The sequence below is a fragment of the Streptomyces sp. NPDC093598 genome, from assembly GCF_044764825.1.
Lineage (GTDB): Bacteria > Actinomycetota > Actinomycetes > Streptomycetales > Streptomycetaceae > Streptomyces.
This window is the reverse complement of record NZ_JBIWIV010000010.1, coordinates 1-24,955: the sequence shown is the minus strand read 5'-3', so window position 1 is coordinate 24,955 and position 24,955 is coordinate 1. Positions and strand designations below refer to the sequence as shown.

The following is a 24,955-nucleotide window of genomic DNA, read 5'->3' as shown; positions in this document are numbered from 1 at the left end:
TGACGGTCCAGGCTAACGCGGGGAGGTCCCCCAGCCCCGCGCATTACGAAGGGGCGCCCCGTCACGGGGGGCGCCCCTCGGAAATCCGTGTCCTTCCGCCGTGAGCATCCGGCGGCCGGCACGCGTACTTGCTGGTGTCACTCCGCGGCCGCGGCGGCCGCGACGGGGATCTCCATGAGGACGGTGCGCTTGGGGTTTGCGGTCTGGGCCGGGAGGTCGACGGGGTGCTCCGGCTGCTCCGGCGTCCGCAGTTCGTCGGCGTCGTCCAGGTGCGCCAGCGTCGTGCGTCGCGGGTTGGCGATCTTGTGGAACATCGTCGTCGTCTTCACTGTTTACTTGACCCTGTCCTGTGACGGGCGCCGGGAGGGTGGTGAACCCCCACCCGGGCGCGGGTTGTCGGTTGTGCCATCGCTGTAAAGCGTCAGGCTAAACATGCGATTCCCCGGCGCAGTCGCCCGGAGGCCATGATCAGCATGTGAGTTTTCTCACGAATCAGAGGGCAAATCGGTCAATTCAGGCTCGCGCCCCACCCCAACGAAACGGACATTGGCTCACTGAAGCCATCATTCCGCTCCTGATCATGGCGACTGGGACACCTGACAGGTCTCGGCGACTCGCGGGCATACGCCCGGAATGGGCGAACTCGCTTTCTACGTCCGGTGATCCGGCACTCACGTGGTGTCACCTAGGTCACGGCTCGGCCTACGGGCCTTGTTGGAGATCCTGTGCTGTGCTGGAATCTCACGGACCGCCGCAGGATCGAGCCGGCGCACAGGGGGCGCACAGACGCGCCGAGCGGCGGTGAGAAGGGGGAACCAGCGCCGGTCACCCACGACCACCACGGGGGCGTTTTTCAGGGCGTCCCCAGTACGCCGACACCGTGCCCTGCCGTTCAGGCGACGGGGTGCCTGGTCCAGAGGTTGCGACGCTAGTGCAGGGACGTTTCAAGAGGGATGGCAGCGCTTCGGCGGAGCCGGAGCCGCACGGCGGGACTGGCCCCGTGAAAGGCGGCCCCGCGCCCCAGCACGCCCAGAACCAGGGCCCGGCCGGTGACGGCGGTGAGCGCTCCGGGTCGGCCTCCGCGGGGTCCACGAGCCCGTCCACGGGCCTCAAGCCGCCGACCGGCCCGGTGGGCCCCGGCCCGCGAATAGCCCTGCGCAACTGGCGCATCTCCACCCGCTTGGTCTCGCTGCTCGCACTCCCCGTGGTCGCCGCCACGTCGCTGGGCGCACTGCGCATCAACGACTCCATGGACAACATCCAGCAGCTGGACAACATGAAGCTGCTGACCGATCTGACCAAGCAGGCCACCGAGCTGTCGGCCGCGCTCCAGGAGGAGCGCGACCAGTCGGCCGGTCCGCTCGCGCACGGCGGCAAGGCGACCGACTTCACGGTCAAGGGCCTGCGCGAGAAGACGGACCGGGCGAGGAAGAACTTCCTCGACAGCTCCGAGGAGATCGACAGCACCAGCAAGGACGGCAACCTCAAGGGCGTCCGCGAGTACCTCGTCCAGCTCGCCGGCGAACTGGGCGACCTGGAGCAGATCCGCAAGGGCGCCTACGCCGCCGACGGCAACTCCACCCAGACGATCGAGGCGTACCACCGCCTGATCGAGAACCTGATCGACCTCTCCCAGGACATGGCCGAGGCGACCAGCAACCCGGACATGATCCAGCGCACGCGTGCGCTCGCGGCGTTCTCCTCCGCCAAGGAGTACTCCTCGATCCAGCGCGCGGCCCTGGCGGCGGCGCTGCCCGCGAGCAACACCACCACCGGCAAGCTCTCGCCGAACGACCGGCTCTACGCCGAGTCGGCCCTGGAGAGCCAGAATTCCGAGATCCGCAGCTTCAAGAGCATCTACGGCGAGGACGCCGCCGCCGAGCTGCTGAAGCCGATCGAGGACGGCGGCAACTCCACGATCAAGGCGACCGACACCTACGCGGGCCGCGTGCTGGTCTCCGCGAGCGGTCTCGCCCAGCAGGACAAGCGGTCCTACCGCGACTGGCTGGACGACAGCTCCACCAAGATCCAGCAGATGAAGAACATCGAGCACACGCTGCTCGAGGAGATGGAACAGAAGGCCCGCGAGCTGCGCAGCGCCACCGAGCGCGACGCGATCATCTCCGGTGCCCTGATCCTGATCGTGCTCGGTGTGTCGCTGGTCGGCGCCTTCGTCGTGGCGCGGTCCATGATCCGCTCGCTGCGCCGCCTGGAGGACACCGCGACCAAGGTCGCCTCCGACCGTCTGCCCGAGCTGGTCAAGCAGCTGTCCGAGTCCGACCCGCAGGACGTCGACACGTCCGTGGAGTCGGTCGGTGTGCACTCCCGGGACGAGATCGGCCGGGTGGCCGCGGCCTTCGACGACGTGCACCGCGAGGCGGTCCGTCTCGCCGCCGAGCAGGCACTGCTGCGGGGCAACGTCAACGCGATGTTCACCAACCTCTCGCGCCGCTCCCAGGGCCTGATCCAGCGCCAGCTGTCGCTGATCTCCGAGCTGGAGTCCCGCGAGGCCGACCCGGACCAGCTGTCCTCGCTGTTCAAGCTCGACCACCTCGCCACGCGTATGCGCCGTAACGGTGAGAACCTCCTCGTCCTCGCGGGTGAGGAGCCGGGCCGCCGCTGGACCCGTCCGGTGCCGCTGGTCGACGTGTTGCGTGCCGCCGCGTCCGAGGTGGAGCAGTACGAGCGCATCGAGCTGGCCTCCGTGCCGACCACCGAAGTGGCCGGCCGTGTGGTCAACGACCTCGTGCACCTGCTCGCCGAGCTGCTGGAGAACGCGACCTCGTTCTCCTCGCCGCAGACCAAGGTCAAGGTCACCGGTCACGCGCTGCCCGACGGCCGTGTGCTGATCGAGATCCACGACACCGGTATCGGCCTGTCGCCGGAGGACCTGGCGGCGATCAACGAGCGGCTCGCCTCTCCCCCGACGGTGGACGTCTCCGTCTCCCGCCGCATGGGTCTGTTCGTGGTCGGCCGGCTGTCACAGCGGCACGGCATCCGCATCCAGCTGCGCCCGTCCGACTCCGGTGGTACGACCGCGCTGGTCATGCTGCCCGTCGACGTCGCCCAGGGCGGCAGGAAGCCCCAGCCCAAGCAGCCCGGTCAGCCGCCGGTCGGCGGCGGTCCCGCCGCCGCGCAGGCCGCCGCCGGTGCGGCCGCGGCCCGGCGTGCCGCCGGTGCCGGCCAGAACGCCGGTGCCCTCGGGGCCGGTGCGTCCGGCGGTGCCTTCGGCGGCGGTGCGTCCGGCGGTGGCCGGCTCGCTCCGGGCCAGGGCCCGCGGGCCGCGCTGCCCGGACGGGACGCGGACGGTGGCCGCCCGGGAGCGCCGGGTGGAGCACGCGGACCGCAGGGTCCCGACACCTCGGCGTTCGACCAGGGTGGTCCCTCACAGGGCCGTCAGGCTCCGGCCGGTGCCGGTGCCGGGTTCGGCCAGCAGGCGCCGGGTGCCCCGCAGGGTCTTCAGGCCGCGGGAACCAACGGGCCGCAGCAGGGCCAGGACGCCTTCGGCGGTGGCCGGGGCCGCGGCCGGGGCCGGAAGAAGCAGGGCGACAACGCCGAGCAGGGCAAGGGCCGTCGGCCGCAGCTGCCGCCGCGCGGCGGTCCGCGGGCCGAGCTGCCCGGTGGCGATGCGCAGCCTCGCGTGCCGAGCTGGGGCGACGAGAACGCCCAGCCGCCGGTGCCGCGTGCCTCGCTGGACGCCCCGCGCGGCCACGAGGAGCCGGACGGCCCGGGCGCGACGGCGCAGATGCCGGCCGTCCCGCGCGACAACGACCGGCAGGGCCTCGGCTCCCCGGCCGACTTCGGTGCTCCTCAGCACGCGGACCCGTTCGGCCCCGGCGCGAACGCGCCGCAGGGCCCGGGTCAGTTCGTCCGCCCGGACGTCTTCGGCACCTCGGGCGGTCGCCCCGACCCGTCGTCCACGCCGAGTCAGTACCCGGCGCCGCAGTCGTACGACAACGGCTCCACGGGCCAGTACCCGGCCCCGCGGCAGGACAACGGCTCGACCGGCCAGTACCCGGCGCCCCGCCAGGACAGCAACTCGACCGGCCAGTACCCCGCGCCGCGGCAGGACAACGGCTCCACGGGTCAGTACCCGGCGCCCCGCCAGGACAACGGCTCCGGCCGGCCCACCCTCCCGGGTCCGGCCACGCCGGCCGACCCCGCGGGCACGGGCCGGTTCGAGCGGCCGCAGGTGAACGGTGGCCGGGGCCCGGCCGACTTCGGTGCCCCGCGTCCGCCCGCCCCGCAGGCCCGGCCCGTCCGGCAGGAGCCCGAGGCCCTGCCGCCGGCGTCCGGTCCGGGCGACGGTCGTACGCCGCTGTACGACACGCTGGAGACCAACTGGTTCCACGGCCAGCAGGAGCAGCAGCAGCCGCAGAACAACGGCTCCGCTCCGGCCGCCACGCAGCAACCGCAGGGACCCACCGGTCCGCAGCGGCCCGCCGCCTCCACCGGCTGGCGCACCTCGCCGAACGACGACCTCGTCCGCCAGGCCGAGCGAGTCCGCCAGCCCGCCGCGGGTGGTGTCACCACCTCCGGCCTGCCGCGCCGGGTGCCCCGGGCGAACCTCGTCCCGGGCACGGCTCAGCAGCAAACCCACCAGAGCGGTCCGCAGGTCTCGCGCGCGCCGGATGACGTGCGCGGCCGGCTGACCAATCTCCGTCGGGGAATCGCACAGGGTCGTCAGGCCGGGTCCACCCAGACCGGCAGCCACCCACGGCCCACTCACCAGCAGGAGCGTTAGTTGAGTCCGATGAGCCAGGCGGCACAGAATCTCAACTGGTTGATCACCAACTTCGTGGACAACACCCCCGGGGTGTCCCACACCGTCGTCGTGTCCGCCGACGGTCTCCTCCTGGCGCTGTCGGAGGGCTTCCCGCGCGACCGCGCGGACCAGCTCGCGGCCGTCGCCTCGGGCCTGACGTCCCTGACGGCAGGCGCCTCCCGGATCTTCGAGGGCGGTGAGGTGGCGCAGACGGTCGTGGAGATGGAGCGAGGATTCCTCTTCCTCATGTCCGTCTCGGACGGCTCGTCCCTGGCCGTTCTCGCCCACCCCGAGTGCGACATCGGCCTCGTCGGCTACGAGATGGCGCTCCTGGTCGACCGCGCGGGCGCGGTCCTCACCCCCGACCTGCGAGCTGAGCTCCAAGGCAGTCTGCTCCACTGATCGGCCCCGGCACCACCCGTCTCACCACATCACCGTCCGGCCGCCACACACCCCGCACAGGCCCCGTCAGACGGCTTGCTGACCGACTTGCTGTCCCGCCCGGAGGACCCATGACCCCGCCCCCCGCCTCTCATGATCCGTACGCGGAGCCGTACGAGGACGAGGGCGACCAGCCGCTGGTACGGCCGTACGCCATGACCGGCGGCCGGACCCGGCCGCGCTATCAGCTGGCCATCGAGGCACTGATCAGCACGACCGCGGACCCCGCCGCGCTCATGGGGCTGCTCCCGGAGCACCAGCGGATCTGCCACCTGTGCCGCGAGGTGAAGTCGGTGGCCGAGGTCTCGGCGCTGCTCAACATGCCGTTGGGGGTGGCCCGGATCCTGGTCGCGGACCTCGCCGAAGCCGGTCTCGTCGCGATCCACCAGCCGGGCGGCGACGACGCCAGCGGCGCGCCGGACGTGACACTGCTCGAAAGGGTGCTCAGTGGACTTCGCAAGCTCTGACGCGGGGCGGTCCACCACCTCCGCGAAGATCGTGGTGGCGGGCGGCTTCGGCGTGGGCAAGACCACGTTCGTGGGTGCCGTCTCGGAGATCAACCCGCTGCGCACCGAGGCCGTCATGACCTCCGCCAGCGCGGGCATCGACGACCTGACCCACACCGGGGACAAGACCACCACCACGGTGGCCATGGACTTCGGCCGCATCACCCTGGACCAGGACCTGATCCTGTACCTCTTCGGTACGCCGGGCCAGGACCGCTTCTGGTTCATGTGGGACGACCTGGTGCGCGGCGCCATCGGCGCGGTGGTGCTCGTGGACACCCGGCGCCTGGCCGACTGCTTCCCGGCCGTCGACTACTTCGAGAACTCGGGTCTGCCGTTCGTCGTGGCGCTGAACGGCTTCGACGGACAGCAGCCCTACCAGCCCGAAGAGGTGCGCGAGGCGCTGCAGATCGGTCCGGACACCCCGATCATCACGACCGACGCCCGGCACCGGGCCGATGCGAAGAGTGCCCTGATCACGCTGGTCGAGCACGCTCTGATGGCACGGCTGAGGTAGCACCCAATTCTGAAGTGCCATACGGCAGTTGTCGTAGATACACCGGCGCCGACTGTGTCCTTTGACACGGTCGGCCAAGGTGTTCATAACGTTTCGGCAGAGGAATCTGGTGGTACGGCCACGCGTCGCGCACATCCGGTCTCGCTGCGCGCACAATCGCCCCGCCTTTTGGCGGGGCTCGCTCTTTATGACCGTTTTATCTGGGGCTTACATCACATGGAATCCCCACCTCGGACTGTTTGGAAGAGCGCAGGTCGTCGTGCTGGAATGCCTGAACTGCCCAATAGTCAATGACGTACCCGTCCATCGAGGTCGTGTTGGGCTCTGAACACTGCGGCACAACGTTGGTGCCGACCGCCGAGAGGTTGTTGGTCGAGTGAGGCGAAGCAAGAACAGTCCCGAGCCGTCGGCCCGGGGCAACTTCACCCCGCCGCCGCGCACAGCGGCGCCCGCCCCCGTGCCCGGTTCGGAGCAGACGGCCCCGCCCGCCGAGAGCGGCGGCCGTCTCTCCCCGCGCAACTGGCGCGTGGCGACCAGGCTCAACGCGATCCTGCTCATACCCGTGGTGGTCGGCCTCGTCATGGGCGGCTTCCAGGTGAAGAGCTCGATCGACACCTGGCAGGAGGCCGAGGACGCCGAGAACACCGCGCGCCTGGTCCGCGCCTCGCTGCTCTACGCCAACGCCCTCTACAACGAACGTGACGCCTCGGCGGCGCCCCTGCTGAAGGGCAGCGCCCAGACCGCCCAGGACAAGGCGACCGTCACCCAGGTCCGCAAGGCCACCGACGAGGCGGCCGACGCCTTCGACGCCGCCGCCCAGAACATGCCGGCGAAGCCCGGCCTGGAGCGCCGGCTGGACCTGTTCCGCAAGGCGGAGCCGAAGCTCGCCACCCTGCGCCAGGTCGCGTACACCTCCAAACTCAAGGGCGTACAGACCGAAGAGGGCTATGTCGAGGTCGCCCACCCGCTGACGGAGTTCGCCAACGAGCTCGGCCTGGGCACCGGCAACATCACCAGCTACGGCCGGACCGTGTACGCCATCGAGCTCACCAAGGCGGCCCTGTCGCTGCAGCGGTCCATCGGCATGCACATCCTCGTCAAGCCCGGCCCGGACGCCGGCAACCTGGCCAGCCAGCGCATCGCCCTGTCCTCGTACGCCTACCTCGAGCGCATCGCCGTGCAGGAGTACATCGGCGGCGGCACCGAGCAGGACGCGGCCAAGCTCGATGCGGCCGAAAGCAAGATCAAGGCCGACGCTGCCGTGATGGCCCGGGAAGCCAAGGCCAAGAACCCGGACTACGTCCCGCCGCCGTCCAACCCGACGTCGATGATCTCCGCCGTCGCGACGCTGCAGAGCACGGACCCGAGCGCCCGCGCCGCCCTCGCCGAGAAGGGCATCACCGCCGAGAACTGGTGGGCGGTCAACACGCTCAAGTTCAACGCGTACGAGAAGATCGAGACCGACATGGCCGACAAGGCCGTGAGCGAGGCCTCGGACATCGCCGACGCCGCCCAGCGTGACGCCTACATCACCGGTGCCGCCGTCGTGGTCGCGCTGCTCCTGGCCTTCATCCTGGCCGGTGCGGTCGCCCGCCAGATGAGCCGCTCGATGCGCCAGCTGCGCAACGCCGCCTTCGGCATCGCCGAGCAGCGCCTGCCGATGCTGGTCGACCAGCTCTCCCGCACCGACCCGGGCCGCGTCGACACCCGTGTGCAGGCCATCCCGATCACCACCACGGACGAGATCGGCGAGGTCGCCCGCGCCTTCGACCAAGTCCACCGCGAGGCGGTCCGGCTCGCCGCCGAGCAGGCCCTGCTGCGGGGCAACATCAACGCGATCTTCACCAACCTGTCGCGCCGCAACCAGTCGCTGATCGAGGGCCAGCTGACCCTGATCACCGACCTGGAGAACAACGAGGCCGACCCGGACCAGCTGGAGAACCTCTTCCGCCTGGACCACCTCGCGACCCGTATGCGCCGCAACGGCGAGAACCTCCTCGTCCTCGCCGGCGAGGAGCCCGGCCGCCGCTGGGACCAGCCGGTCCCGCTGGTCGACGTGCTGCGCGCCGCCTCCTCCGAGGTGGAGCAGTACGAGCGCATCGAGCTGTCCGGTGTCCCGGAGGCCGAGATCCACGGCCGCGCCGTGACCGACCTCGTGCACCTGCTCGCCGAGCTGCTGGAGAACGCGACGACGTTCTCCTCCCCGCAGACCAAGGTCCGCGTGACCGCCACCCGTCTGCCCGACGGCCGGGTCATGATCGAGATCCACGACAAGGGCATCGGCCTCACCGCCGAGGACTTCGCGGACATCAACCACAAGCTGGCCAACCCGCCGACCGTGGACGCCGCGATCTCGCAGCGCATGGGCCTGTTCGTGGTCGGCCGGCTGTCGGACCGCCACGGCATCCGCGTCCAGCTGCGCCCCTCGGGCGAGCAGGCCGGCACGACCTCGCTGGTCATGCTGCCGGACGCGATCACCCACGGTGGTGGCGGCGAGCAGCACGTGGACCGCGACGAGTTCACCGTCTCGCAGATCATCCCGGAGCAGAACTTCGGCGGCGAGAACTTCGGCCAGCCCATGCGCACGGCCGCGGAGCTCGGCTTCGACGACAGCCGCTACGCCGAAGTCCCCGACGACATACGGGAGCTGGACCCCGTCGGCCGCTCCCTGATGCGCGAGGAGCGCCGGGCGGCCCTGGAAGCCCAGTCGCACGAGCAGCCCGCGCTGCCCGGGCAGAGCGACCGGCAGTCCGCCGAGGCGACCGGGTACCGCGACGAGTACGCCAACGGGCAGCAGGGCTACGACGCCGGGCAGGCCTACGACACCGGCCAGAGCGGCTACCCGGAGCAGCAGCCGTCCGCGTACGACCGTCAGGCGCCGTACGAGGAGCAGCAGGCGTCGTACGAGGAGCAGCGGCACACGGGGTACGAGGAGCCGCAGCGGTCCGCGTACGACGAGCAGTACTACGCGGCGGGCGGCGGCCTGCCGCAGAACGACACCTTCTCGCCGAACGGCGGCTACCCGGAGCCCTCCTATGCGGAGCCGGCCCAGGAGGAGCCCTCGGCGCCGGGCGCGGGCGGGCCGGGTGGTTTCGCCGCGTTCGAGCAGCGTCGTCACCAGGATGACTGGCCGCAGCAGGACGGTTACCAGAACGGCTACCCGAGCCAGTACCCTTCTCAGGCCCAGGAAACGGAATCTGCGCAGGCCGCTGACGCGAGTGAGCAGGACCGCGTAGGCTTCGACCGTCCGGGATCGGGCCCCTCCGCCGCTCACACGATGACCGACGCCGGGCTTCCCCGCCGTGGATCCACCGCGAGCGGTGCGAACGGTACGGGTGGCGGCGCACGGCACGCGAGCCAGGAGCCGCCGGCCTCCGCTCCGGAGAACAACGGCGACGACTGGCGCTCGGCGAACGACGAGCGGTGGCAGCAGGCCTCGCAGCTCCGGAAGCCCAAGGCGGGCGGGGTCACCTCCTCCGGCCTGCCGAGGCGGGTGCCCAAGGCCAACCTGATCGAGGGTGCCGCCGAAAGCACCCATCAGGGAGGCCCACAGGTCTCCCGCGCCCCGGAGGACGTCCGGGGCAGGCTGAGCAACCTGCGTCGGGGCGTCCAGCGCGGGCGCAGCGCAGGCAGTGAAACGAACGGCCAGGGCTTCGGTCCTGACAGCACCTACAACCAGGAGCGTTAGTGTGAGCCCGATGAGCCAGGCGGCACAGAACCTGAACTGGTTGATCACCAACTTCGTGGACAACACCCCGGGGGTGTCCCACACGGTGGTGGTCTCCGCCGACGGACTCCTTCTGGCGATGTCCGAAGGCTTCCCCCGCGACCGCGCCGACCAGCTCGCGGCCGTCGCCTCCGGTCTGACGTCTCTGACGGCAGGCGCCTCCCGGATCTTCGAGGGTGGCAGCGTGAACCAGACGGTTGTGGAGATGGAGCGGGGGTTCCTGTTCATCATGTCCATCTCCGACGGCTCGTCGCTCGCGGTTCTCGCACATCCGGAGGCGGACATCGGCCTCGTCGGGTACGAGATGGCGCTGCTGGTGGACCGAGCCGGTACGGTCCTGACACCGGACCTTCGTGCAGAGCTCCAGGGGAGCCTGCTCAACTAACAGACGGACGGTGCGTTTTGGCGTCCCATGGCCGTAAGGTCTTGGGACGCGGCTCCACAGCGATGGGTGCCAGGCACAGTCGGAGGAGGAGAAAGTGGCAACACCCCCAGGCGGTTCGTCTTCAGGCAACTGGTCGTACGGCCCTGCCCAGGGTCAGGGCGACGGTGGTCAGAACCCGAACCGTTACAACTTCCCCTCCGCACCGAGCCACCGGCAGCCGTACGCGCCACAGGGCCCCGGCCCGTCGCCGTACGACCAGCCGCCGGCCCCGCGTATCCAGCCTGTGCAGCCGCAGCGCCGCACCCCGGAGCCGGCGCCCGGCGGGGCGTCGAACAACCACAACCCGTTGGTGCGTCCGTACGCCATGACCGGCGGCCGGACCCGCCCGCGCTACCAGCTCGCCATCGAGGCGCTGGTGCACACCACTGCGCAGCCGCACCAGATGCAGGGCCAGTTGCCCGAGCATCAGCGGATCTGCAACCTCTGCCGGGAAATCAAGTCGGTCGCCGAGATCTCGGCGCTCCTCACGATCCCTCTCGGCGTGGCCAGGATCCTCGTCGCCGACTTGGCGGAGGCGGGACTGGTCGCCATCCATCAGCCCGGCGGCGACGAGAACGCCGGCGGCCAGCCAGACGTGACACTGCTCGAAAGGGTGCTCAGTGGACTTCGCAAGCTCTAGCGGAGGGCCTTCCCGCTCCACCACGTCCGCGAAGATCGTGGTGGCTGGCGGCTTCGGCGTGGGCAAGACCACGTTCGTGGGTGCCGTCTCGGAGATCAACCCGCTGCGCACCGAGGCCGTCATGACGTCCGCTTCGGCCGGCATCGACGACCTCACCCACACCGGGGACAAGACGACCACGACGGTCGCCATGGACTTCGGCCGCATCACCCTGGACCAGGACCTGATCCTGTACCTCTTCGGTACGCCGGGCCAGGACCGCTTCTGGTTCATGTGGGACGACCTGGTGCGCGGCGCCATCGGCGCGATCGTGCTGGTCGACACGAGGAGGCTCGCCGACTGCTTCCCCGCCGTCGACTACTTCGAGAACAGCGGCCTGCCGTTCGTCATCGCGCTGAACGGCTTCGACGGCCAGCAGCCGTACACGCCGGACGAGGTGCGGGAAGCCCTGCAGATCGGTCCTGACACCCCGATCATCACGACCGACGCCCGGCATCGGGCCGATGCGAAGTCGGCGCTGATCACGCTGGTGGAGCACGCGCTGATGGCGCGCCTGCGGTAGTCGCCACCTCTGTCTTGCGGCCCTCGTTCCTCCCGTGGAGGAGTGAGGGCCGCAGTGTTGTGTCCTGGGAGGGGCGGCGCGGCCGGCGCGGAGGCGGCGGCGTTACGGCTGGGCACGACGGTGGCGCAGACGGCGGCCGACATCTGGCTGGGCGGCAGACGTCGTCAGCAGGAACGGCACCTGTCGCTGCCGGAGCTGGTACGGCTACGGGTGCCCGGGCTGCGGCTCCAGCGGAGTGCGGAGCGGCAGTTCGGGCAGATCACCGACGCGGTGTGCGACACGTTCGCGCGGGCCGACCTGTCGGACGAGGACGTGCTCGCCGCGGACGCCGATCCGGCGGAGCTGATCCGCCGCACACCCGCTCGGTGCCCGCCCCGGTGGGGTTGAGCGAGGCTTAGTCCTCACCGGACTGCAGCCGTTGGAGGAGCTCACTCGCTGATCCAGCCGGCTCTCCTGGAGCGCTCGACTTCCCCGGTGTCCACGTCGTCACCGACCAGCACCGCACAACAGCCCCGCCCTCCCGAGGGAGAACGGGGCCGTGGGGGCGTGAAGGGTCAGCGCCAGCTGTGCGGGGCGCGGAAGCCCGGCTCGCGCTCCAGGCGGCGCCAGCCGGCCTTGATGCGGCCGCGGTGGGCCGGGGTCGGGTCCGTGGGGCGGGCGGCGGCGCGGGCCAGGAGGATGGCCGTGATGGCGGCGACTTCCTCGGGCTCGGCGTGGCCCCTCTCGACGCGGATGTCAGGGGATTCCATGGGTGTCAGTCTCCGTGGGGAAGATGTCCGCCGGGTTACTGCGGCGGGTTGCCGTGCTTGCGGGACGGCAGGTCCGCGTGCTTGGTCTGGAGCATGGCGAGGGACTTGATGAGCACCTCGCGGGTCTCGGCGGGGTCGATGACGTCGTCGACCAGGCCGCGCTCGGCCGCGTAGTAGGGGTGCATCAGCTCGGACTTGTACTCCTTGACCATGCGGGCCCGCATGGCCTCGGGGTCCTCGGCCTCGGCGATCTGGCGGCGGAAGATGACGTTGGCCGCGCCTTCCGCGCCCATGACGGCGATCTCGTTCGTCGGCCAGGCGTAGGTGAGGTCGGCACCGATGGACTGGCTGTCCATGACGATGTAGGCACCTCCGTAGGCCTTCCGCAGGATCAGGGAGATCCTCGGGACGGTCGCGTTGCAGTAGGCGTAGAGGAGCTTCGCGCCGTGGCGGATGATGCCACCGTGCTCCTGGTCGACGCCCGGGAGGAAGCCGGGGACGTCCAGAAGAGTGATGATCGGGATGTTGAAGGCGTCGCACATCTGGACGAAGCGGGCCGCCTTCTCGGAGGCCTCGATGTCCAGTACGCCCGCCAGCGCCTGGGGCTGGTTCGCCACGATGCCGACCACCTGGCCGTCCATCCGGCCCAGCGCGCAGATGATGTTGCGGGCCCAGCGCTCGTGGACCTCGAGGTACTCGCCGTCGTCGACGATCTCCTCGATGACCTTGGCCATGTCGTAGGGCCGGTTGCCGTCCGCCGGGACCAGGTCCAGGAGGACGTCCGAGCGGCGGTCGGCCGCGTCCGAGGACTCCGTGCGGGGCGGGTTCTCGCGGTTGTTCTGCGGGAGCAGGGAGAGGAGGTAGCGAACCTCGGCGATGCAGGTCTCTTCGTCGTCGTAGGCGAAGTGGCAGACGCCGGACGTCTCGGCGTGGACGTCCGCGCCGCCCAGGCCGTTCTGCGTGATCTCCTCGCCGGTGACCGCCTTGACGACGTCGGGGCCGGTGATGAACATCTGCGAGGTCTCGCGGACCATGAAGACGAAGTCGGTGAGGGCCGGGCTGTAGGCGGCGCCGCCGGCGCACGGGCCGAGCATCACCGAGATCTGCGGGATCACGCCCGAGGCCTTGGTGTTGCGCTGGAAGATGCCGCCGTAACCGGCGAGCGCCGAGACGCCCTCCTGGATACGGGCGCCGGCGCCGTCGTTCAGCGACACGAGCGGGGCGCCGGCCGCGATGGCCATGTCCATGATCTTGTGGATCTTCGTGGCGTGGGCCTCGCCCAGGGCGCCGCCGAAGACGCGGAAGTCGTGCGCGTAGACGAAGACCGTGCGGCCCTCCACCGTGCCCCAGCCGGTGATCACACCGTCGGTGTACGGCTTCTTGGCCTCCAGGCCGAAGCCGGTGGCCCGGTGCCGGCGCAACTGCTCGACCTCCCGGAAGGACTCCGGGTCGAGGAGAAGTTCGATGCGCTCCCGCGCGGTCAGCTTGCCCTTGGCGTGCTGCGCCTCGGTCGCCTTCTCGCTCGGTCCGGCCATCGCCTGCGCACGGATCTCGTGCAGTTCGGCCACGCGTCCGCGCGCGTCGGTCGGCTCACCCGGCGCCTCATCCAAAACGGTCATGTAGCGACCTTACGAAGCCGAGCGAGGAATGCGGGCCGTCGACTCCTCACAGTGTCCGGCGTGTTTTCCTGGTACCCCTGAACAGAACCATGGCTGCGTTGAGCCTTTCCGACTGCTCATGGGGCGTGTCGCTTGTAGGAGTCGCACAAAGCGGTCAGGTGAGAGTCACCTCACAGACGTGGGTGGCACATGCCTCCCCCGGAGTGACGCGCACGCGCAGTCGCCCGCCTGTGGAGAGCACCTCGACCGTCTCGTCCGCGCGGACGACCCGGCGGACCGGACGGTCCCAGGTGATCTCGAGGGGCTCGCCGGTGCGGGGCGGTTCGCTCACGCAGAGGGTAGCGCCACGGCCCCGGCGGACGATCAGCACGCTCGCGGCCGCGGAGGCGGTGAGCGGGCCAGCCGTGCCGGACTGCCAGAAGTTCGCGGCCGTGCAGCCGAGGGAGGGCACGGTGACCGCCTGGCGGGCGGCGTCGTTGGCGAGCACCGACATCCAGTGGCGGTCGGCGGCTCGGCGGGCGACCGCCCGGCGGGACGCCCCGGGCATCAGGACGTAGGCGTACGTGGCGTCCTCGGGGTCGGTGCCGTGGTCGAGCCAGAGGGTCTGCCAGCGGCGGGTGCACCGCTGCTGTGTGCCACCGGTGTTGATGTCGGACCAGGCTCCGGCGCGGTCCTCGCGCAGCGCCTTCGACTCACGGCCGAGCAGGACCCAGCCGCCGTGGTCCTCCAAGTGGGCCCAGTCCGGGCCCTTGACGAAGCGTTGGGTGCCGGATGCGCCGAGGTTGCGGTTGTCGACGATCGTCTCGACCGGGACGCCGTCGGCACAGGTGATCCCGGCGCCCAGGCAGATCACCGCGTCCGCGACGCAGAACCAGGACTTGCGGGCTTCGAGGGTGGAGCCGAGGCCCTTGAGGTGCTGGCCGAGGGCCGCGTACGTGCCGTCGGTGGTGCCGCCGGCCCAGCGCGCGTCCGGGCGGGCCGTGCCCCACTCGCCGCCTTCACGGTCCGCGAGCCGCTTGGTGGAGACGGTGGTGCCGGGCAGGCGGTACCAGTCGACGGTCGGCCAGAACCAGTCCGTGTACTGGTCGCTCGCGCCCGCCCACCAGCTGACCATGCCCGCGCCGGTGTGCCAGCCGCGGGGGTTCTCCCCGTTGCCGCACTCGTAGTGGGCGATGCGGTCGCTGGCCATGGCGATGTTCACGGTGAAGCCGGGGCCGCGGTGCACGGCACGGTCCATGGCGGCGAAGAGGTGGTGCCCGGTGGGCTCGGGCGCGGCCGGGACGGGCGAGGCGTCGACGGTGTGCAGCCGGGCCAGGTCGGCCACTCCGAACTGGGGTGCCGTCAGGATCGGGGTCACCGTGTCCCGTTCGATCCAGCCCTTGATACGGGCGTGCCAGCGGTCGCGTTCCGCCGGGCTCGCGCCGGCCGCGAGGAGGGCGATGGCGGCGATGAGCCGGTGGCCGTGGTAGTGGTCGCTGCGCAGTACCTTGCGGTCGTCGGTGGTGAGGTGACCACGGCTGATGGCACGCCCGTTGACGCTGTCCATGACCAGCCCGTCGTGGATGAGCGGTGCGTAGGCGCGCTCCACGCTGTCGAGGACGATCTGCCGGTTCGGGTCGGTGACCTCCCAGTCGGATCCGGAGAGCAGGGCGAAGAGCCGGCCGAGGCCGTCGAGCACGACCTGGCCGTAGGTGCCCGAGTAGGCGACCCAGGTGTGCTGGACGAACGAGCCGTCGGCGTAGAGGCCGTCGCCCCGGGTGACGTACGGGAAGACCGGGGAGAGCGCGTCACGGGCGAGGGCGATCTTGGCGGGGTCGCGGCCGAGGATGCCGCGCAGGGCGACGGAGCGGCACAGGTCGACGCGGTTGGCGCCGGTGGAGGTGCCGGTGTAGTCGCCGAGGGCCGAGTCGGGGACGAAGTGGTCGACGGCGGCGCAGGCGGCGCTGACCCGGGTCTGCCCCAGTTCCTCGTACAGGGCGGCCGTGATGTCCATCAGCAGGCGGGGGCTGCCGATCTGCCATTCCCACCAGTTGCCGTAGCGGGTGGTGGAGGGGTTGTAGACGGTGGCGGAGAGGTGGTCGAGGCCGCGCAGGACGCCGGCGAGGAGGCGGGGGTCGGCGGTCGAGCCGGTGCCCTGCCGGACGTAGGCCTGGGTCATGGTCCACAGGCGGCCGTAGCCGAGGGTGATGCCGGCCGGCGGGTCGAAGGGGTGGCTCGGCCAGAGGGAGTCCGCCGCGGGGGCCATGCTCGCGAGCAGGTCGCGGGCGAGTGCGCCGGTCTCGGCGAGCCGGGCGGCGTAGGGCTCGGCCGCCGGGTCGTAGCCGGTGCCGAGGGAGATGCCGAGCCAGCGCCGGCGGAGGGTGTCGTACGGATCGCCCGGAGCGTCGGCGCCCCGTCCGGCGGGCGCCGCGCCCCCGGTCGCCGCGAGGGCCGCGGCCGCCAGCAGCAGGGCGCGGCGGCTGGGCCGGAGCAGGTGGGCGGCGGCCTCGGCCGTACGGCGGGGGAAGAGGCGACGCTGGGGAGTCATGCTCATGCCCTACCACGGGGGACGGTCACCTGAACGGTGGATCCCCGGAGTGACCGGAACGAGGGAACGGCGGCCGGGGGCATGGCGGGGAAACGGCCAGTGGGACCCGAACCAGGAACGGCCAAGGGGACCGGAACCCGTGGAACGGCCAGGGAGCCCGACCCGGAAGAGGCGGTGCGGGTCAGCCGAAGCGGTTCAGCAGGCGGCGGTAGAGGCCCGGCGCGAGGCCGCGGACCCGGCCCGGGACGGTGAGCCAGGTGGGGACATAGGCCTCGTCGCGGTTGTGCCGTACTGCCTCCCAGATCGTGCCCGCGACGCAGCCGGGCGACAGGAGACCGGTGCGGGTGCCGTCGTAGGGCCTGCCGCGGCGGCTGTGGAAGGCCGTGTCGACGGCGCCGGGCACGACGAAGGTCACGCCCACGCCCGTGCCGCGCAGTTCCTGGCGCAGCGCCTCGGCGAAAGCGGCCAGGCCCGCCTTGGCGGCGGAGTACACCGCCTCCTCCCGCAGGCCCACGCAGCCCGCGACCGAGCCGAGCAGCACCACGCGGCCCCGCCCGGCCGCGATCATGGACGGCAGCACCTCCCGCACGAGGTGGAGTGTGGCGTTGAGGTCCAGGGTCAGCACCCGGTCGATGTCGGTGTGCGGCATGGCGGTGAACGGGCCCGTCCAGCCGAGGCCCGCCCCGGCGACCAGGACGTCGATCCGGCCGGTGGTGTGCAGCGCGGACTGGGCCAGCAGGCGCGGACCGCCCGGGGCGGCGAGGTCGGCGGGCAGCACGACGGCCGACGTGCCGGACGCCGTCCGCTCCAGGCGGTGCCGGTCGCGTCCGTTGAGGATCAGCTGCCAGCCGTCCATGGCGAAGCGCCGCGCCGTGGCCGCGCCGATGCCCGAGGAGGCCCCGGTGACCAGGGCGACGCGCCGGTCGAGACGCCGCGGCGGCCCGTACTGGTTCACCCGGGCGGGGACGGGGGCCGTGGGGCTGCTCCGGGCGGGGTCCGCCGGTGGGTCGTGGGCCGAACCGGAGCCGGTGAGTGTCACGAGTCGCTCTCCCCTGCTCTGTGCGTCCGCCGTGGTCTCGTCTGTCTCCATACGGTCTCTGGAAACGGAACCCCGTCTCGCCGGACACCGCCACCGCAGGGTGTGCCGACGGGGCCCGGCCGCCCGGGCATCGGCAGGCCGCCGGGCCGTGGGGCGACCGCGTGCCGGGGCGCCGTGCGTCGCATCCGGCAGGACCACCCCTGCGGGCCGGGCGATTCCGCCAAGCGGGGGAACGGGGGGCGCGGTGAACGCGTTGCGGACACCCCCGTCGAAGATGTTGAACATTGAACGGAATAGGTCTACGGTGGGTCGCGTTGGAGTAGTTAAAGATTCAACGAATCACCATCACACGCAGGAGGCGTACACCCCATGAGCATCTTCAGCCGCAACGACGCCCGGACCGCCACCGCCGCCGCCGTGAGCCCCGAGCCGGCCGCCCTGACCGGCGACTACACGATCGACCCCGCGCACTCGACGATCGGCTTCGTCGCCCGGCACGCCATGGTCACCAACGTCAAGGGCAGCTTCCAGGACTTCACCGGCACGCTCCGCCTCGACGGCACCGACCCGTCGCGGTCGACGGCCTCCATCGACGTCGTGATGGACAGCATCAGCACGGGCAACGCCGACCGCGACGGCCACCTCAAGAGCGCGGACTTCTTCAAGGCGGACGAGTTCCCGGCCATGACCTTCCGCTCCACCGAGGCGGAGGCGCTCGGCGGTGACGACTACCGGATCACCGGCGACCTGACGATCCTCGGCACCACCCGCCCCCTCACCATCGACCTCGAGTTCAACGGCGCCGCGAAGGACCCCTTCGGCAACGAGCGCGTCGGCTTCGAGGGCAAGGCGGAGATCCTGCGCTCCGAGTGGGGTCTGACCTGGAACGCCGCGCTGGAGACCGGCGGCGTCCTGGTCTCCGACAAGATCAAGCTCAACTTCGACATCTCGGCCGTCAGGAACGCGTGAGCCCCGCGCGGCCGGCCCGGTGACACTCCACCGGGCCGGTCTGGCCGGTTCCCGCCCCTTGTGCAAAGACTGTCGGCGTTCTCATAATCCAGCAGCAGTATTTTGACCAGTCCATGCCAGCACATGGACGTTCTTTTTGCCCTCGCTGCTGTCATGTGCTCGTCAATCTGATGCTTCGGTTGCACGTCTCCCCGGTCAACCCCCCACGGAAGGCATCACGTTGAAGAGACTCCTCACGGCCCTCAAGAGATGCGCGGTCCTCGGCGCCGCCGCGCTCGCGATCGCCAGTCTCCAGCCCGTCTCCGCCGCGCAGGCCGCCCCGTCGCCCGTCGTCGGCGGGACCCGGGCCGCGCAGGGCGAGTTCCCGTTCATGGTCCGGCTCTCCATGGGCTGTGGCGGCGCGCTCTACACCCAGCAGATCGTGCTCACGGCCGCGCACTGCGTGAGCCGGTCCGGCAACAACACGAGCATCACCGCCACCGCGGGGGTCGTCGACCTCCAGTCCACCAGCGGCCGCGTCCAGGTCCGCTCCACCAAGGTGCTGCGCGCCCCCGGCTACAACGGCACCGGCAAGGACTGGGCGCTCATCAAGCTCGCCCAGCCCATCAACCTGCCGACCCTGAAGATCGCCACCACCGCGCAGTACAACACCGGTGACTTCACCGTCGCCGGCTGGGGCGCGAACCGTGAGGGCGGCTCCCAGCAGCGCTACCTCCTGAAGGCGACCGTGCCGTTCGTCAGCGACGCCGCGTGCAAGGCCTACGGCGGTCTCTACAGCGGCCTCGTCGCGAACGAGGAGATCTGCGCCGGCTTCGACGCGGGCGGCGTCGACACCTGCCAGGGCGACTCCGGCGGTCCGATGTTCCGCAAGGACAACGCCGGCGACTGGATCCAGGTCGGCATCGTCAGCTGGGGTGAGGGCTGCGCCCGGCCCGAGGCCCCCGGCGTCTACACGGAGGTCTCCACGTTCGCCTCCGCCATCGCTTCGGCGGCGTCGACCCTCTGACCCACGGCACGAGGGCCCGACACCGAGGGGTGTCGGGCCCGTCCCGTACGGCCGACGGACCCCGCTGCCTCACCGCGCTCGCGTCGGCCTGCCCCGCGGTACCGCCACGCCCGTCGCGCCGGGCCGCCCGTGGGGCCCCTCCCTCACGGCCGATGGAGCGCACCTGCCGCATCACCACCCTCCACGCCCGCCCGGCGCGGGCTCAGCTGTCCGCGGCCCGTGACTCCAGTTTTTCCACCGCCGCCGCCACCTGCGCAGCCCGGCTTCCCGCTGTCCTGGCCCGGAGGACGCCGAGCATCGCCAGGTACCGGTCCGTCCGTCCGAGCGCCTCGAAGGCCGCCGCGGCCCGGGGGCTCCGTTCCAGGGCCGCCGCCAGGTCCTCGGGGACCTCGGCCTCCTTCTGCGACGCGTACGCCGCCTCCCACCGGCCGTCCGCCCGCGCGGCCGCCACTTCGGTGAGTCCGCCGGGTCGCATCCGTCCGGCGGCCGTCAGCTCCTCGATGCGCCGGACGTTGACCATGGACCAGAGGCTGCCGGGGCGCCGCGGGGTGATCCGCTGGAGGTAGGACGACTCGTCGAGTCCCTTGCGCTGCCCGGTGATCCAGCCGTGGCACAGCGCCACGTCGTTGACGTCGGCGGCGCTGACGGAGGGAATGCCGGAGCCCTTCTTCGCGACCCTGACCCACAGGCCGGGATGCGGGGCCGGGTGGGCGGTGAGCCAGGAGTCCAGGTCGGCCGTGGTCTCGAAGGAGAGCGGACCCGAGTCGTCGGACGTCGTCATGGCGCCACCATAGGGCGGCAATAGGACAGCTGCTGTCCGCTACCCGAGCAACGCGGCGGCCTGGTCGCGGGCCTGGGCGATGGCCTCCGGGAAGACACCGAGGCCATGGGCGACGAGGGCGCCCTCGTGCAGCAGCATCAGCGATCGGGCCGTCGAATCCGCCTCCTCGGGCGCGATCTGCGCCGCGAGACCCTTGAACAGGGCGAGCATCCACTGTTTCTGCCCGGTGATGATCGGGTGGGCCGGATGCGCGGGGTCGCTGATCTCCGCGTGGGCGTTGACCATGCTGCATCCCTTGGGGCTGAACTCGGCCGCCCATGCGCGCGAGGCGTCGAACACCGCCAGGACGCGCTCGCGCGGGTCCGGTCCGGCCGCGTCGAGACGCTCGGCGAGGAAGGCCCGCCAGCGCTCGTCCCGGTCCGCGAGGTACTCCACGACGATCTGCTCCTTGGAGCCGAAGCGATCGTAGAGCGTCTTCTTCGTGACCCCGGCCTCGGCGGAGATGAGGTCGACGCCGACGGCGTGGATACCGCGCTCGTAGAACAGCCGGGCGGCGGCATCCAGGGCGCGGCGGGCGGCGGGCGTCATCGTGATCCGGCGCGGATTCGGCGCGGTGGTACCCATGGCACCCAACTATACAGATCTGTATAGTGAGCGAGGAACGGGTAAACCGATCTGTCTACTGGTTGTGATGTCGTGAACATCCTTCTCTCCCTCGCCTTCGTCCTGTGCTGGAGTTCCGGCTTCATCGGGGCCAAGCTCGGCGCCGGCAGCGCGTCCGCGCTCACGATCCTCATGTGGCGGTTCCTGCCGCTGGCCGTCGTCCTCGTCGCCGTCGCCGCCGTCACGCGATCGGCCTGGCGGGGCCTCACCACCCGGGACGTGACCCGGCAGGCCCTGGTGGGCGTGCTGTCGCAGAGCGGCTATCTGCTCAGCGTCTACCACGCCATCCAGCTCGGCGTCTCCAGCGGCACGACGGCCCTGATCGACGGGGTCCAGCCCCTGGTCGCCGGGGCCCTCGCGGGGCCGCTGCTGGGGCAGTACGTCTCGGGCCGGCAGTGGATCGGTCTGGGTCTGGGGCTGAGCGGCGTCGCCGTGGTGACGCTGGCCGACGCGGCGGCGGGCACCGGTGTGGCCTGGTGGGCGTACACCGTCCCGCTGCTCGGCATGCTGTCCCTGGTCGCGGCGACGTTCCTGGAAAGCCGGTCCCGCTCGCGGGTCGCCCCATCGGTGTCGCTGACCGTCCACTGCGCCACCAGCGCGGTCCTCTTCTCTCTGCTGGCCCTGGCCACGGGGGCCGCCGCACCGCCCGCCCGGACGGACTTCTGGGTGGCGGTGGCCTGGCTCGTGGGTCTGTCCACGTTCGGCGGGTACGGGCTCTACTGGCTCATCCTGAAGCGCTCCGGCGTGACCGAGGTCAACACCCTGATGTTCCTGATGGCCCCGGTCACAGCGGTCTGGGGCGCGCTGATGTTCGGTGAGCCGTTCGGCGTGCAGACCGCCCTGGGCCTGGCCGTCTGCCTCGCGGCGGTCGTCATCGTCCATCGCGGTGACGGCCGGAGGGACTCGGCCCGGACCGCCGCCCGGGCCGAGCCGGAGGAGGACCGGTGGACCCGCTCCCCCGGGCCCGCCTAGCCTCCGCGGCCCGTGGCGGTCCTCGCCGGCGGAGGTATCGCGCCGGGGGCCGTGGGCTGGTCCGCCCTGGCCCTCGGGGGCGGGCACCCGGTGGCGCGGCGGTGGGCCTGGGCCGGAACCCGCCCCCCGGGTGCCGTCGAGGTCGGGCTCGGGTCAGAACCCGCCCCCCGGGTGCCGTCGAGGTCGGGCTCGGGTCAGAACCCTCCCCCGAAGTCACCGCCACCGCCGAAGTCCCCACCACCGCCGTAGTCTCCGCCACCGAAGTCGCCCCCGAAGTCGCCGGTGTCGAAGTCCGCGCCGGAGACGTCGCCGCCTTCGTGGCCGCCGAAGTCGCCGTAGCCGGAGCCGTAGTCGGCCGCGTAGGCGGGGCCGGCCATCATGCTGCCGAGCATGGTGCCGACGAGTAGGCCGGGCAGAAGGCCGCCGCCGAAGTAGCCGCCGGCCCAGGGGCCGTACGCCGGTCCGGCCTCCCAGTAGGGGCGGCGGCCGTATTCGGTGTCTACCTCGCGGATCACCGGGTCGCGGCCCTCGGCGAGACGCGTCCGGTCGGCCGCGCAGACCGGGACCTCGCGGGTGGTGCCGCCCGCGGGCGTCCAGGTCGCGTCGACGACCGAGGGGCCGTGGCGCGGGTCGAAGAAGCAGGGCGGGCGGCGCTCCGGCAGCGGGCCGCCCGCACGGCGGGCCGCGAGCCGGGCCAGGGAGAACCGGCCGTCCTCGACGGCCTCGGTGACGGCTTTGACGTCCTCTGGTCTCGTCGCGGCCGCCATCAGGGACTTCGACTGCTCGTAGGCGTCCAGGGCACGCTCGTAGTCGGCGCGCATCGCGTCGTCGGCGCCCGGTTCTCCGGGGTGGAAGTCGAGCCGGTCCAGCTCCTCGCCGAAGGCCGTGATGTCCTCGTCGACCACCACCCGCAGCTTGTCCAGCGCGGCCCGCTGCTCCTCCTCGTGGCGGCGCCGGTTGCGGCGGACCAGGGCGTAGGCGCCCGCGCCGCCGGCCGCGACCAGGGCGCCGACCGTGATCAGGCCGCCGACCGGCACGTCGGTGCCCGAGCCGTCGCTCCAGCTGCTCGGCGCCGAACCGCCCACGTTGCGCAGGGCGTCGTCGACGAAGTCGTTCAGCTGGGCCTTGGTGTCACCTGCGTCCTGCACCGCCGTGACGAGGTTGGACACCGCCTGCCGGCTCATCACGGAGCTGTCGGCGCGGGCGTCGAAACGGTCGCCGAGGCGGATGCCGTACAGGCCGGTGACGCCGGTCTCGGTGCGGAGGTTCCGGAAGAGGTCCTGCGTGGGGTAGCCGGCCGGGAGGACCGCCACGAAGACGGGCTTGTCCGCGTCCTTGATCTTGTCGGCGAGGGCCTCCGCGTCCGAAGCCGCCAGTTGCCCGGAGGCGGCCGGATCGACGTAGACCGGGTTCTCGCGCAGTTCCTGGGCGACTTCGGACAGGTCGGTGGCCGCGTGCGCACCGGGCGCACCGGCCAGCAGCACCGCCAGCAGGGCGGCGAACGGCACGATCAGCAGACGTACGACGGTACGCACCAGCGCGGCCTTCATATGTTCGAAGCTACCCGAAACGGCACAAGAAGGGTTATCCGTCGAGGCAGGGATTTTCTGACGCGGCTGCGCCTAGGATGCCCCCTGGCTATCCAGAAGGGGCGGGAACAGGCGCATGTTCGGACGACGCAGGGCTGCGGACATGACGGTGTCCGAACTGACCGAGCTGGACCGGTCCCGTACGCGGGCCGACCTGCTGTGGGAGCTGTTCCGGCATGCCGAGGCGGAGGTGACGTCGGCGATCGGCTGGTACCTGGCCCGGCGCCGGGGACCGTCGCTGTGGTCGCGTTCACTGCGGGCGCTCGCCACGGTGCTGGGCATCGTCGGCACGATCACGCCGCTGGTGCACGCGGCCGCGCCGACGGCCGTGCAGCCCGAGTGGGGTTTCGTGTTCCTGGCCGGCGGCGCGGGCTGCGTCCTGTTCGACCGGATCTTCGGGTTCTCGGCGTCCTGGACCCGTTACATCCGCGCCGAACTGGCGTTGCAGCAGATCCTCAAGAAAGCGCAGTCCGACTGGGCGCAGGCGTTCCTGAGGACCACCGACTCCCCCAGCGACAAGGAGCAGGCCGCCCTGCTCGGCGTGATCGAGCGGCTGCGGACCGACGCCCAGCGGATCATCGAGGACGAGGGCACGGCGTGGGTCGGCTATCTGGCCGACGGCGTCGAGGAGCTGACCCGCTCCACCACGACCGCCACCGGCCAGCGCTCCCACACGGCGGGACTCTTCCGCCTCGACCGGACCCCCGGCCGCGACCGGGGCGGCGAGGTCCCGGTGCCGCGGTCCCGGGACACGGCGATGTGACACGTGCCCCGGTCACCCGGCCCGGGGCTATTCCGCCGGGGCCACCCCCGCGCGCAGCAGCCCGTACGTGTACGCGTCCTCCAGGGCCTGCCAGCTCGCGGCGATGACGTTCTCGGCGACGCCGACCGTCGACCACTCGCCCGTGCCGTCGGACGTGGAGATCAGCACGCGGGTCGTGGAGTTGGTGCCGTGCTTGCCCTCCAGGATGCGGACCTTGTAGTCCACCAGTTCCAGCTTGGCGAGCTGCGGGTAGATCTTCTCCAGGCCGACGCGCAGGGACCGGTCCAGGGCGTTGACCGGGCCGTTGCCCTCGGCCGTGGCGACGATGCGCTCGCCCTTGGCCCACAGCTTGACCGTGGCCTCGTTGGCGTGGGAGCCGTCGGGCCGGTCCTCGACGATGGCCCGCCAGGACTCGACCTCGAAGTAGCGCAGCGGCATGCCCTGGACCTCGGCACGCAGGAGGAGTTCGAAGCTCGCGTCGGCCGCCTCGTACGTGTAGCCCTTGAGCTCGCGCTCCTTCACCCGCTCGACCACCCGGCCGACCAGTTCGCGGTCGCCGCCGAGGTCGACTCCGAGCTCCTTGCCCTTGAGCTCGATGGACGCGCGTCCGGCCATGTCGGAGACGAGCATCCGCATGGTGTTGCCGACCAGTTCGGGGTCGATGTGCTGGTAGAGGTCCGGGTCGACCTTGATCGC

At 71.4% G+C, this 24,955-nt stretch carries 22 protein-coding genes; 13 read left to right on the top strand and 9 right to left on the bottom strand.

Features of this window, described 5'->3' with window-relative positions:
* Positions 1–137: 137 nt before the first annotated feature.
* Positions 138–329, bottom strand: a complete 192-nt coding sequence (locus tag ACIRDU_RS25925; protein ID WP_359637408.1) for a hypothetical protein — start codon at positions 327–329, stop codon at positions 138–140.
* A gap of 602 nt (positions 330–931) precedes the next feature.
* Here ACIRDU_RS25925 and ACIRDU_RS25920 point away from each other — a divergent pair.
* The 9 genes from ACIRDU_RS25920 to ACIRDU_RS25880 all read left to right on the top strand — a co-directional run bounded on the left by ACIRDU_RS25920 (position 932) and on the right by ACIRDU_RS25880 (position 11,969).
* A complete protein-coding gene (locus ACIRDU_RS25920; RefSeq protein ID WP_403583287.1) occupies positions 932–4,744 on the top strand; it encodes a nitrate- and nitrite sensing domain-containing protein in 3,813 nt (1,270 codons plus the stop codon).
* Positions 4,745–4,753: 9 nt separating this feature from the next.
* The gene (locus ACIRDU_RS25915; RefSeq protein WP_031138073.1) at positions 4,754–5,167 is read left to right on the top strand and encodes a roadblock/LC7 domain-containing protein; all 414 of its coding nucleotides are present in this window, start codon (positions 4,754–4,756) and stop codon (positions 5,165–5,167) included.
* Positions 5,168–5,277: 110 nt separating this feature from the next.
* Complete coding sequence (locus tag ACIRDU_RS25910; RefSeq protein ID WP_359196792.1) at positions 5,278–5,673, top strand: DUF742 domain-containing protein; 396 nt, start codon at positions 5,278–5,280, stop codon at positions 5,671–5,673.
* Positions 5,654–6,229 (top strand): ATP/GTP-binding protein, encoded by a 576-nt coding sequence (locus ACIRDU_RS25905; RefSeq protein WP_104781463.1) that lies wholly within the window; start codon positions 5,654–5,656, stop codon positions 6,227–6,229. Before ACIRDU_RS25910 ends, ACIRDU_RS25905 begins: the two co-directional genes overlap by 20 nt.
* Before the next feature lie 376 nt (positions 6,230–6,605).
* A complete protein-coding gene (locus ACIRDU_RS25900; protein WP_403583283.1) occupies positions 6,606–9,917 on the top strand; it encodes a nitrate- and nitrite sensing domain-containing protein in 3,312 nt (1,103 codons plus the stop codon).
* A 10-nt stretch (positions 9,918–9,927) separates the two neighbouring features.
* Entirely contained in the window at positions 9,928–10,341 is a 414-nt protein-coding gene (locus ACIRDU_RS25895) for a roadblock/LC7 domain-containing protein (RefSeq protein WP_033321188.1), read from the top strand.
* Positions 10,342–10,435: 94 nt separating this feature from the next.
* Positions 10,436–11,020 (top strand): DUF742 domain-containing protein, encoded by a 585-nt coding sequence (locus ACIRDU_RS25890; RefSeq protein WP_045297456.1) that lies wholly within the window; start codon positions 10,436–10,438, stop codon positions 11,018–11,020.
* Positions 11,001–11,582, top strand: a complete 582-nt coding sequence (locus ACIRDU_RS25885) for an ATP/GTP-binding protein (RefSeq protein WP_014675207.1) — start codon at positions 11,001–11,003, stop codon at positions 11,580–11,582. The genes ACIRDU_RS25890 and ACIRDU_RS25885 overlap by 20 nt, the downstream gene beginning before the upstream one ends.
* 54 nt (positions 11,583–11,636) lie before the next feature.
* Positions 11,637–11,969, top strand: a complete 333-nt coding sequence (locus ACIRDU_RS25880; RefSeq protein ID WP_403583280.1) for a hypothetical protein — start codon at positions 11,637–11,639, stop codon at positions 11,967–11,969.
* A gap of 167 nt (positions 11,970–12,136) precedes the next feature.
* Here ACIRDU_RS25880 and ACIRDU_RS25875 read toward each other — a convergent pair whose 3' ends face one another.
* The 4 genes from ACIRDU_RS25875 to ACIRDU_RS25860 form a co-directional block, all read right to left on the bottom strand.
* Entirely contained in the window at positions 12,137–12,331 is a 195-nt protein-coding gene (locus ACIRDU_RS25875; protein WP_403583277.1) for an acyl-CoA carboxylase subunit epsilon, read from the bottom strand.
* A gap of 35 nt (positions 12,332–12,366) precedes the next feature.
* The gene (locus ACIRDU_RS25870) at positions 12,367–13,950 is read right to left on the bottom strand and encodes an acyl-CoA carboxylase subunit beta (RefSeq protein ID WP_403583274.1); all 1,584 of its coding nucleotides are present in this window, start codon (positions 13,948–13,950) and stop codon (positions 12,367–12,369) included.
* Between the two features lie 154 nt (positions 13,951–14,104).
* On the bottom strand, positions 14,105–16,477 hold the full coding sequence (locus ACIRDU_RS25865) for a polysaccharide lyase 8 family protein (protein ID WP_403583272.1): 2,373 nt from the start codon (positions 16,475–16,477) through the stop codon (positions 14,105–14,107).
* Between the two features lie 181 nt (positions 16,478–16,658).
* The gene (locus ACIRDU_RS25860) at positions 16,659–17,516 is read right to left on the bottom strand and encodes an SDR family NAD(P)-dependent oxidoreductase (RefSeq protein ID WP_403583269.1); all 858 of its coding nucleotides are present in this window, start codon (positions 17,514–17,516) and stop codon (positions 16,659–16,661) included.
* Between the two features lie 369 nt (positions 17,517–17,885).
* Between ACIRDU_RS25860 and ACIRDU_RS25855 the strand changes: the two genes are divergently transcribed.
* Complete coding sequence (locus ACIRDU_RS25855) at positions 17,886–18,485, top strand: YceI family protein (protein WP_403583267.1); 600 nt, start codon at positions 17,886–17,888, stop codon at positions 18,483–18,485.
* 220 nt (positions 18,486–18,705) lie between these two features.
* Positions 18,706–19,491: a S1 family peptidase gene (locus ACIRDU_RS25850; protein WP_403583264.1), complete on the top strand. Its 786-nt coding sequence runs from the start codon at positions 18,706–18,708 to the stop codon at positions 19,489–19,491.
* Positions 19,492–19,693: 202 nt separating this feature from the next.
* On the opposite strand, the gene ACIRDU_RS25845 is transcribed toward ACIRDU_RS25850, so the two are convergent.
* Both ACIRDU_RS25845 and ACIRDU_RS25840 read right to left on the bottom strand, forming a co-directional pair.
* On the bottom strand, positions 19,694–20,272 hold the full coding sequence (locus tag ACIRDU_RS25845) for a YdeI family protein (protein WP_403583262.1): 579 nt from the start codon (positions 20,270–20,272) through the stop codon (positions 19,694–19,696).
* 39 nt (positions 20,273–20,311) lie between these two features.
* Positions 20,312–20,896 carry a TetR/AcrR family transcriptional regulator gene (locus ACIRDU_RS25840; RefSeq protein ID WP_403583259.1) on the bottom strand — a complete coding sequence of 195 codons (585 nt, stop codon included), beginning with the start codon at positions 20,894–20,896 and terminating at the stop codon, positions 20,312–20,314.
* 72 nt (positions 20,897–20,968) lie between these two features.
* Between ACIRDU_RS25840 and ACIRDU_RS25835 the strand changes: the two genes are divergently transcribed.
* Positions 20,969–21,907, top strand: coding sequence for a DMT family transporter (locus ACIRDU_RS25835; RefSeq protein ID WP_403583256.1), 939 nt, complete (start codon positions 20,969–20,971; stop codon positions 21,905–21,907).
* Between the two features lie 194 nt (positions 21,908–22,101).
* On the opposite strand, the gene ACIRDU_RS25830 is transcribed toward ACIRDU_RS25835, so the two are convergent.
* The gene (locus tag ACIRDU_RS25830) at positions 22,102–23,457 is read right to left on the bottom strand and encodes a hypothetical protein (protein WP_403583253.1); all 1,356 of its coding nucleotides are present in this window, start codon (positions 23,455–23,457) and stop codon (positions 22,102–22,104) included.
* Positions 23,458–23,572: 115 nt separating this feature from the next.
* On the opposite strand from ACIRDU_RS25830, the gene ACIRDU_RS25825 reads away from it, so the two are divergent.
* Positions 23,573–24,259: an SLATT domain-containing protein gene (locus ACIRDU_RS25825; protein ID WP_403583250.1), complete on the top strand. Its 687-nt coding sequence runs from the start codon at positions 23,573–23,575 to the stop codon at positions 24,257–24,259.
* A gap of 27 nt (positions 24,260–24,286) precedes the next feature.
* Here the strand turns inward: ACIRDU_RS25825 and ACIRDU_RS25820 are convergent.
* Positions 24,287–24,955: alpha-isopropylmalate synthase regulatory domain-containing protein (locus ACIRDU_RS25820; RefSeq protein ID WP_403583247.1), on the bottom strand; the 669-nt coding region annotated here is incomplete at its 5' end.

Coding starts and splice junctions, on each gene's coding strand:
- ACIRDU_RS25915 (WP_031138073.1), top strand. CDS start 4,754: ATGAGCCAGGCGGCACAGAATCTCAACTGGTTGATCACCAACTTCGTG.
- ACIRDU_RS25855 (WP_403583267.1), top strand. CDS start 17,886: ATGAGCATCTTCAGCCGCAACGACGCCCGGACCGCCACCGCCGCCGCC.
- ACIRDU_RS25910 (WP_359196792.1), top strand. CDS start 5,278: ATGACCCCGCCCCCCGCCTCTCATGATCCGTACGCGGAGCCGTACGAG.
- ACIRDU_RS25845 (WP_403583262.1), bottom strand. CDS start 20,272: ATGACGACGTCCGACGACTCGGGTCCGCTCTCCTTCGAGACCACGGCC.
- ACIRDU_RS25840 (WP_403583259.1), bottom strand. CDS start 20,896: ATGGGTACCACCGCGCCGAATCCGCGCCGGATCACGATGACGCCCGCC.
- ACIRDU_RS25895 (WP_033321188.1), top strand. CDS start 9,928: ATGAGCCAGGCGGCACAGAACCTGAACTGGTTGATCACCAACTTCGTG.
- ACIRDU_RS25865 (WP_403583272.1), bottom strand. CDS start 16,477: ATGACTCCCCAGCGTCGCCTCTTCCCCCGCCGTACGGCCGAGGCCGCC.
- ACIRDU_RS25825 (WP_403583250.1), top strand. CDS start 23,573: ATGTTCGGACGACGCAGGGCTGCGGACATGACGGTGTCCGAACTGACC.
- ACIRDU_RS25830 (WP_403583253.1), bottom strand. CDS start 23,457: ATGAAGGCCGCGCTGGTGCGTACCGTCGTACGTCTGCTGATCGTGCCG.
- ACIRDU_RS25870 (WP_403583274.1), bottom strand. CDS start 13,950: ATGACCGTTTTGGATGAGGCGCCGGGTGAGCCGACCGACGCGCGCGGA.
- ACIRDU_RS25875 (WP_403583277.1), bottom strand. CDS start 12,331: ATGGAATCCCCTGACATCCGCGTCGAGAGGGGCCACGCCGAGCCCGAG.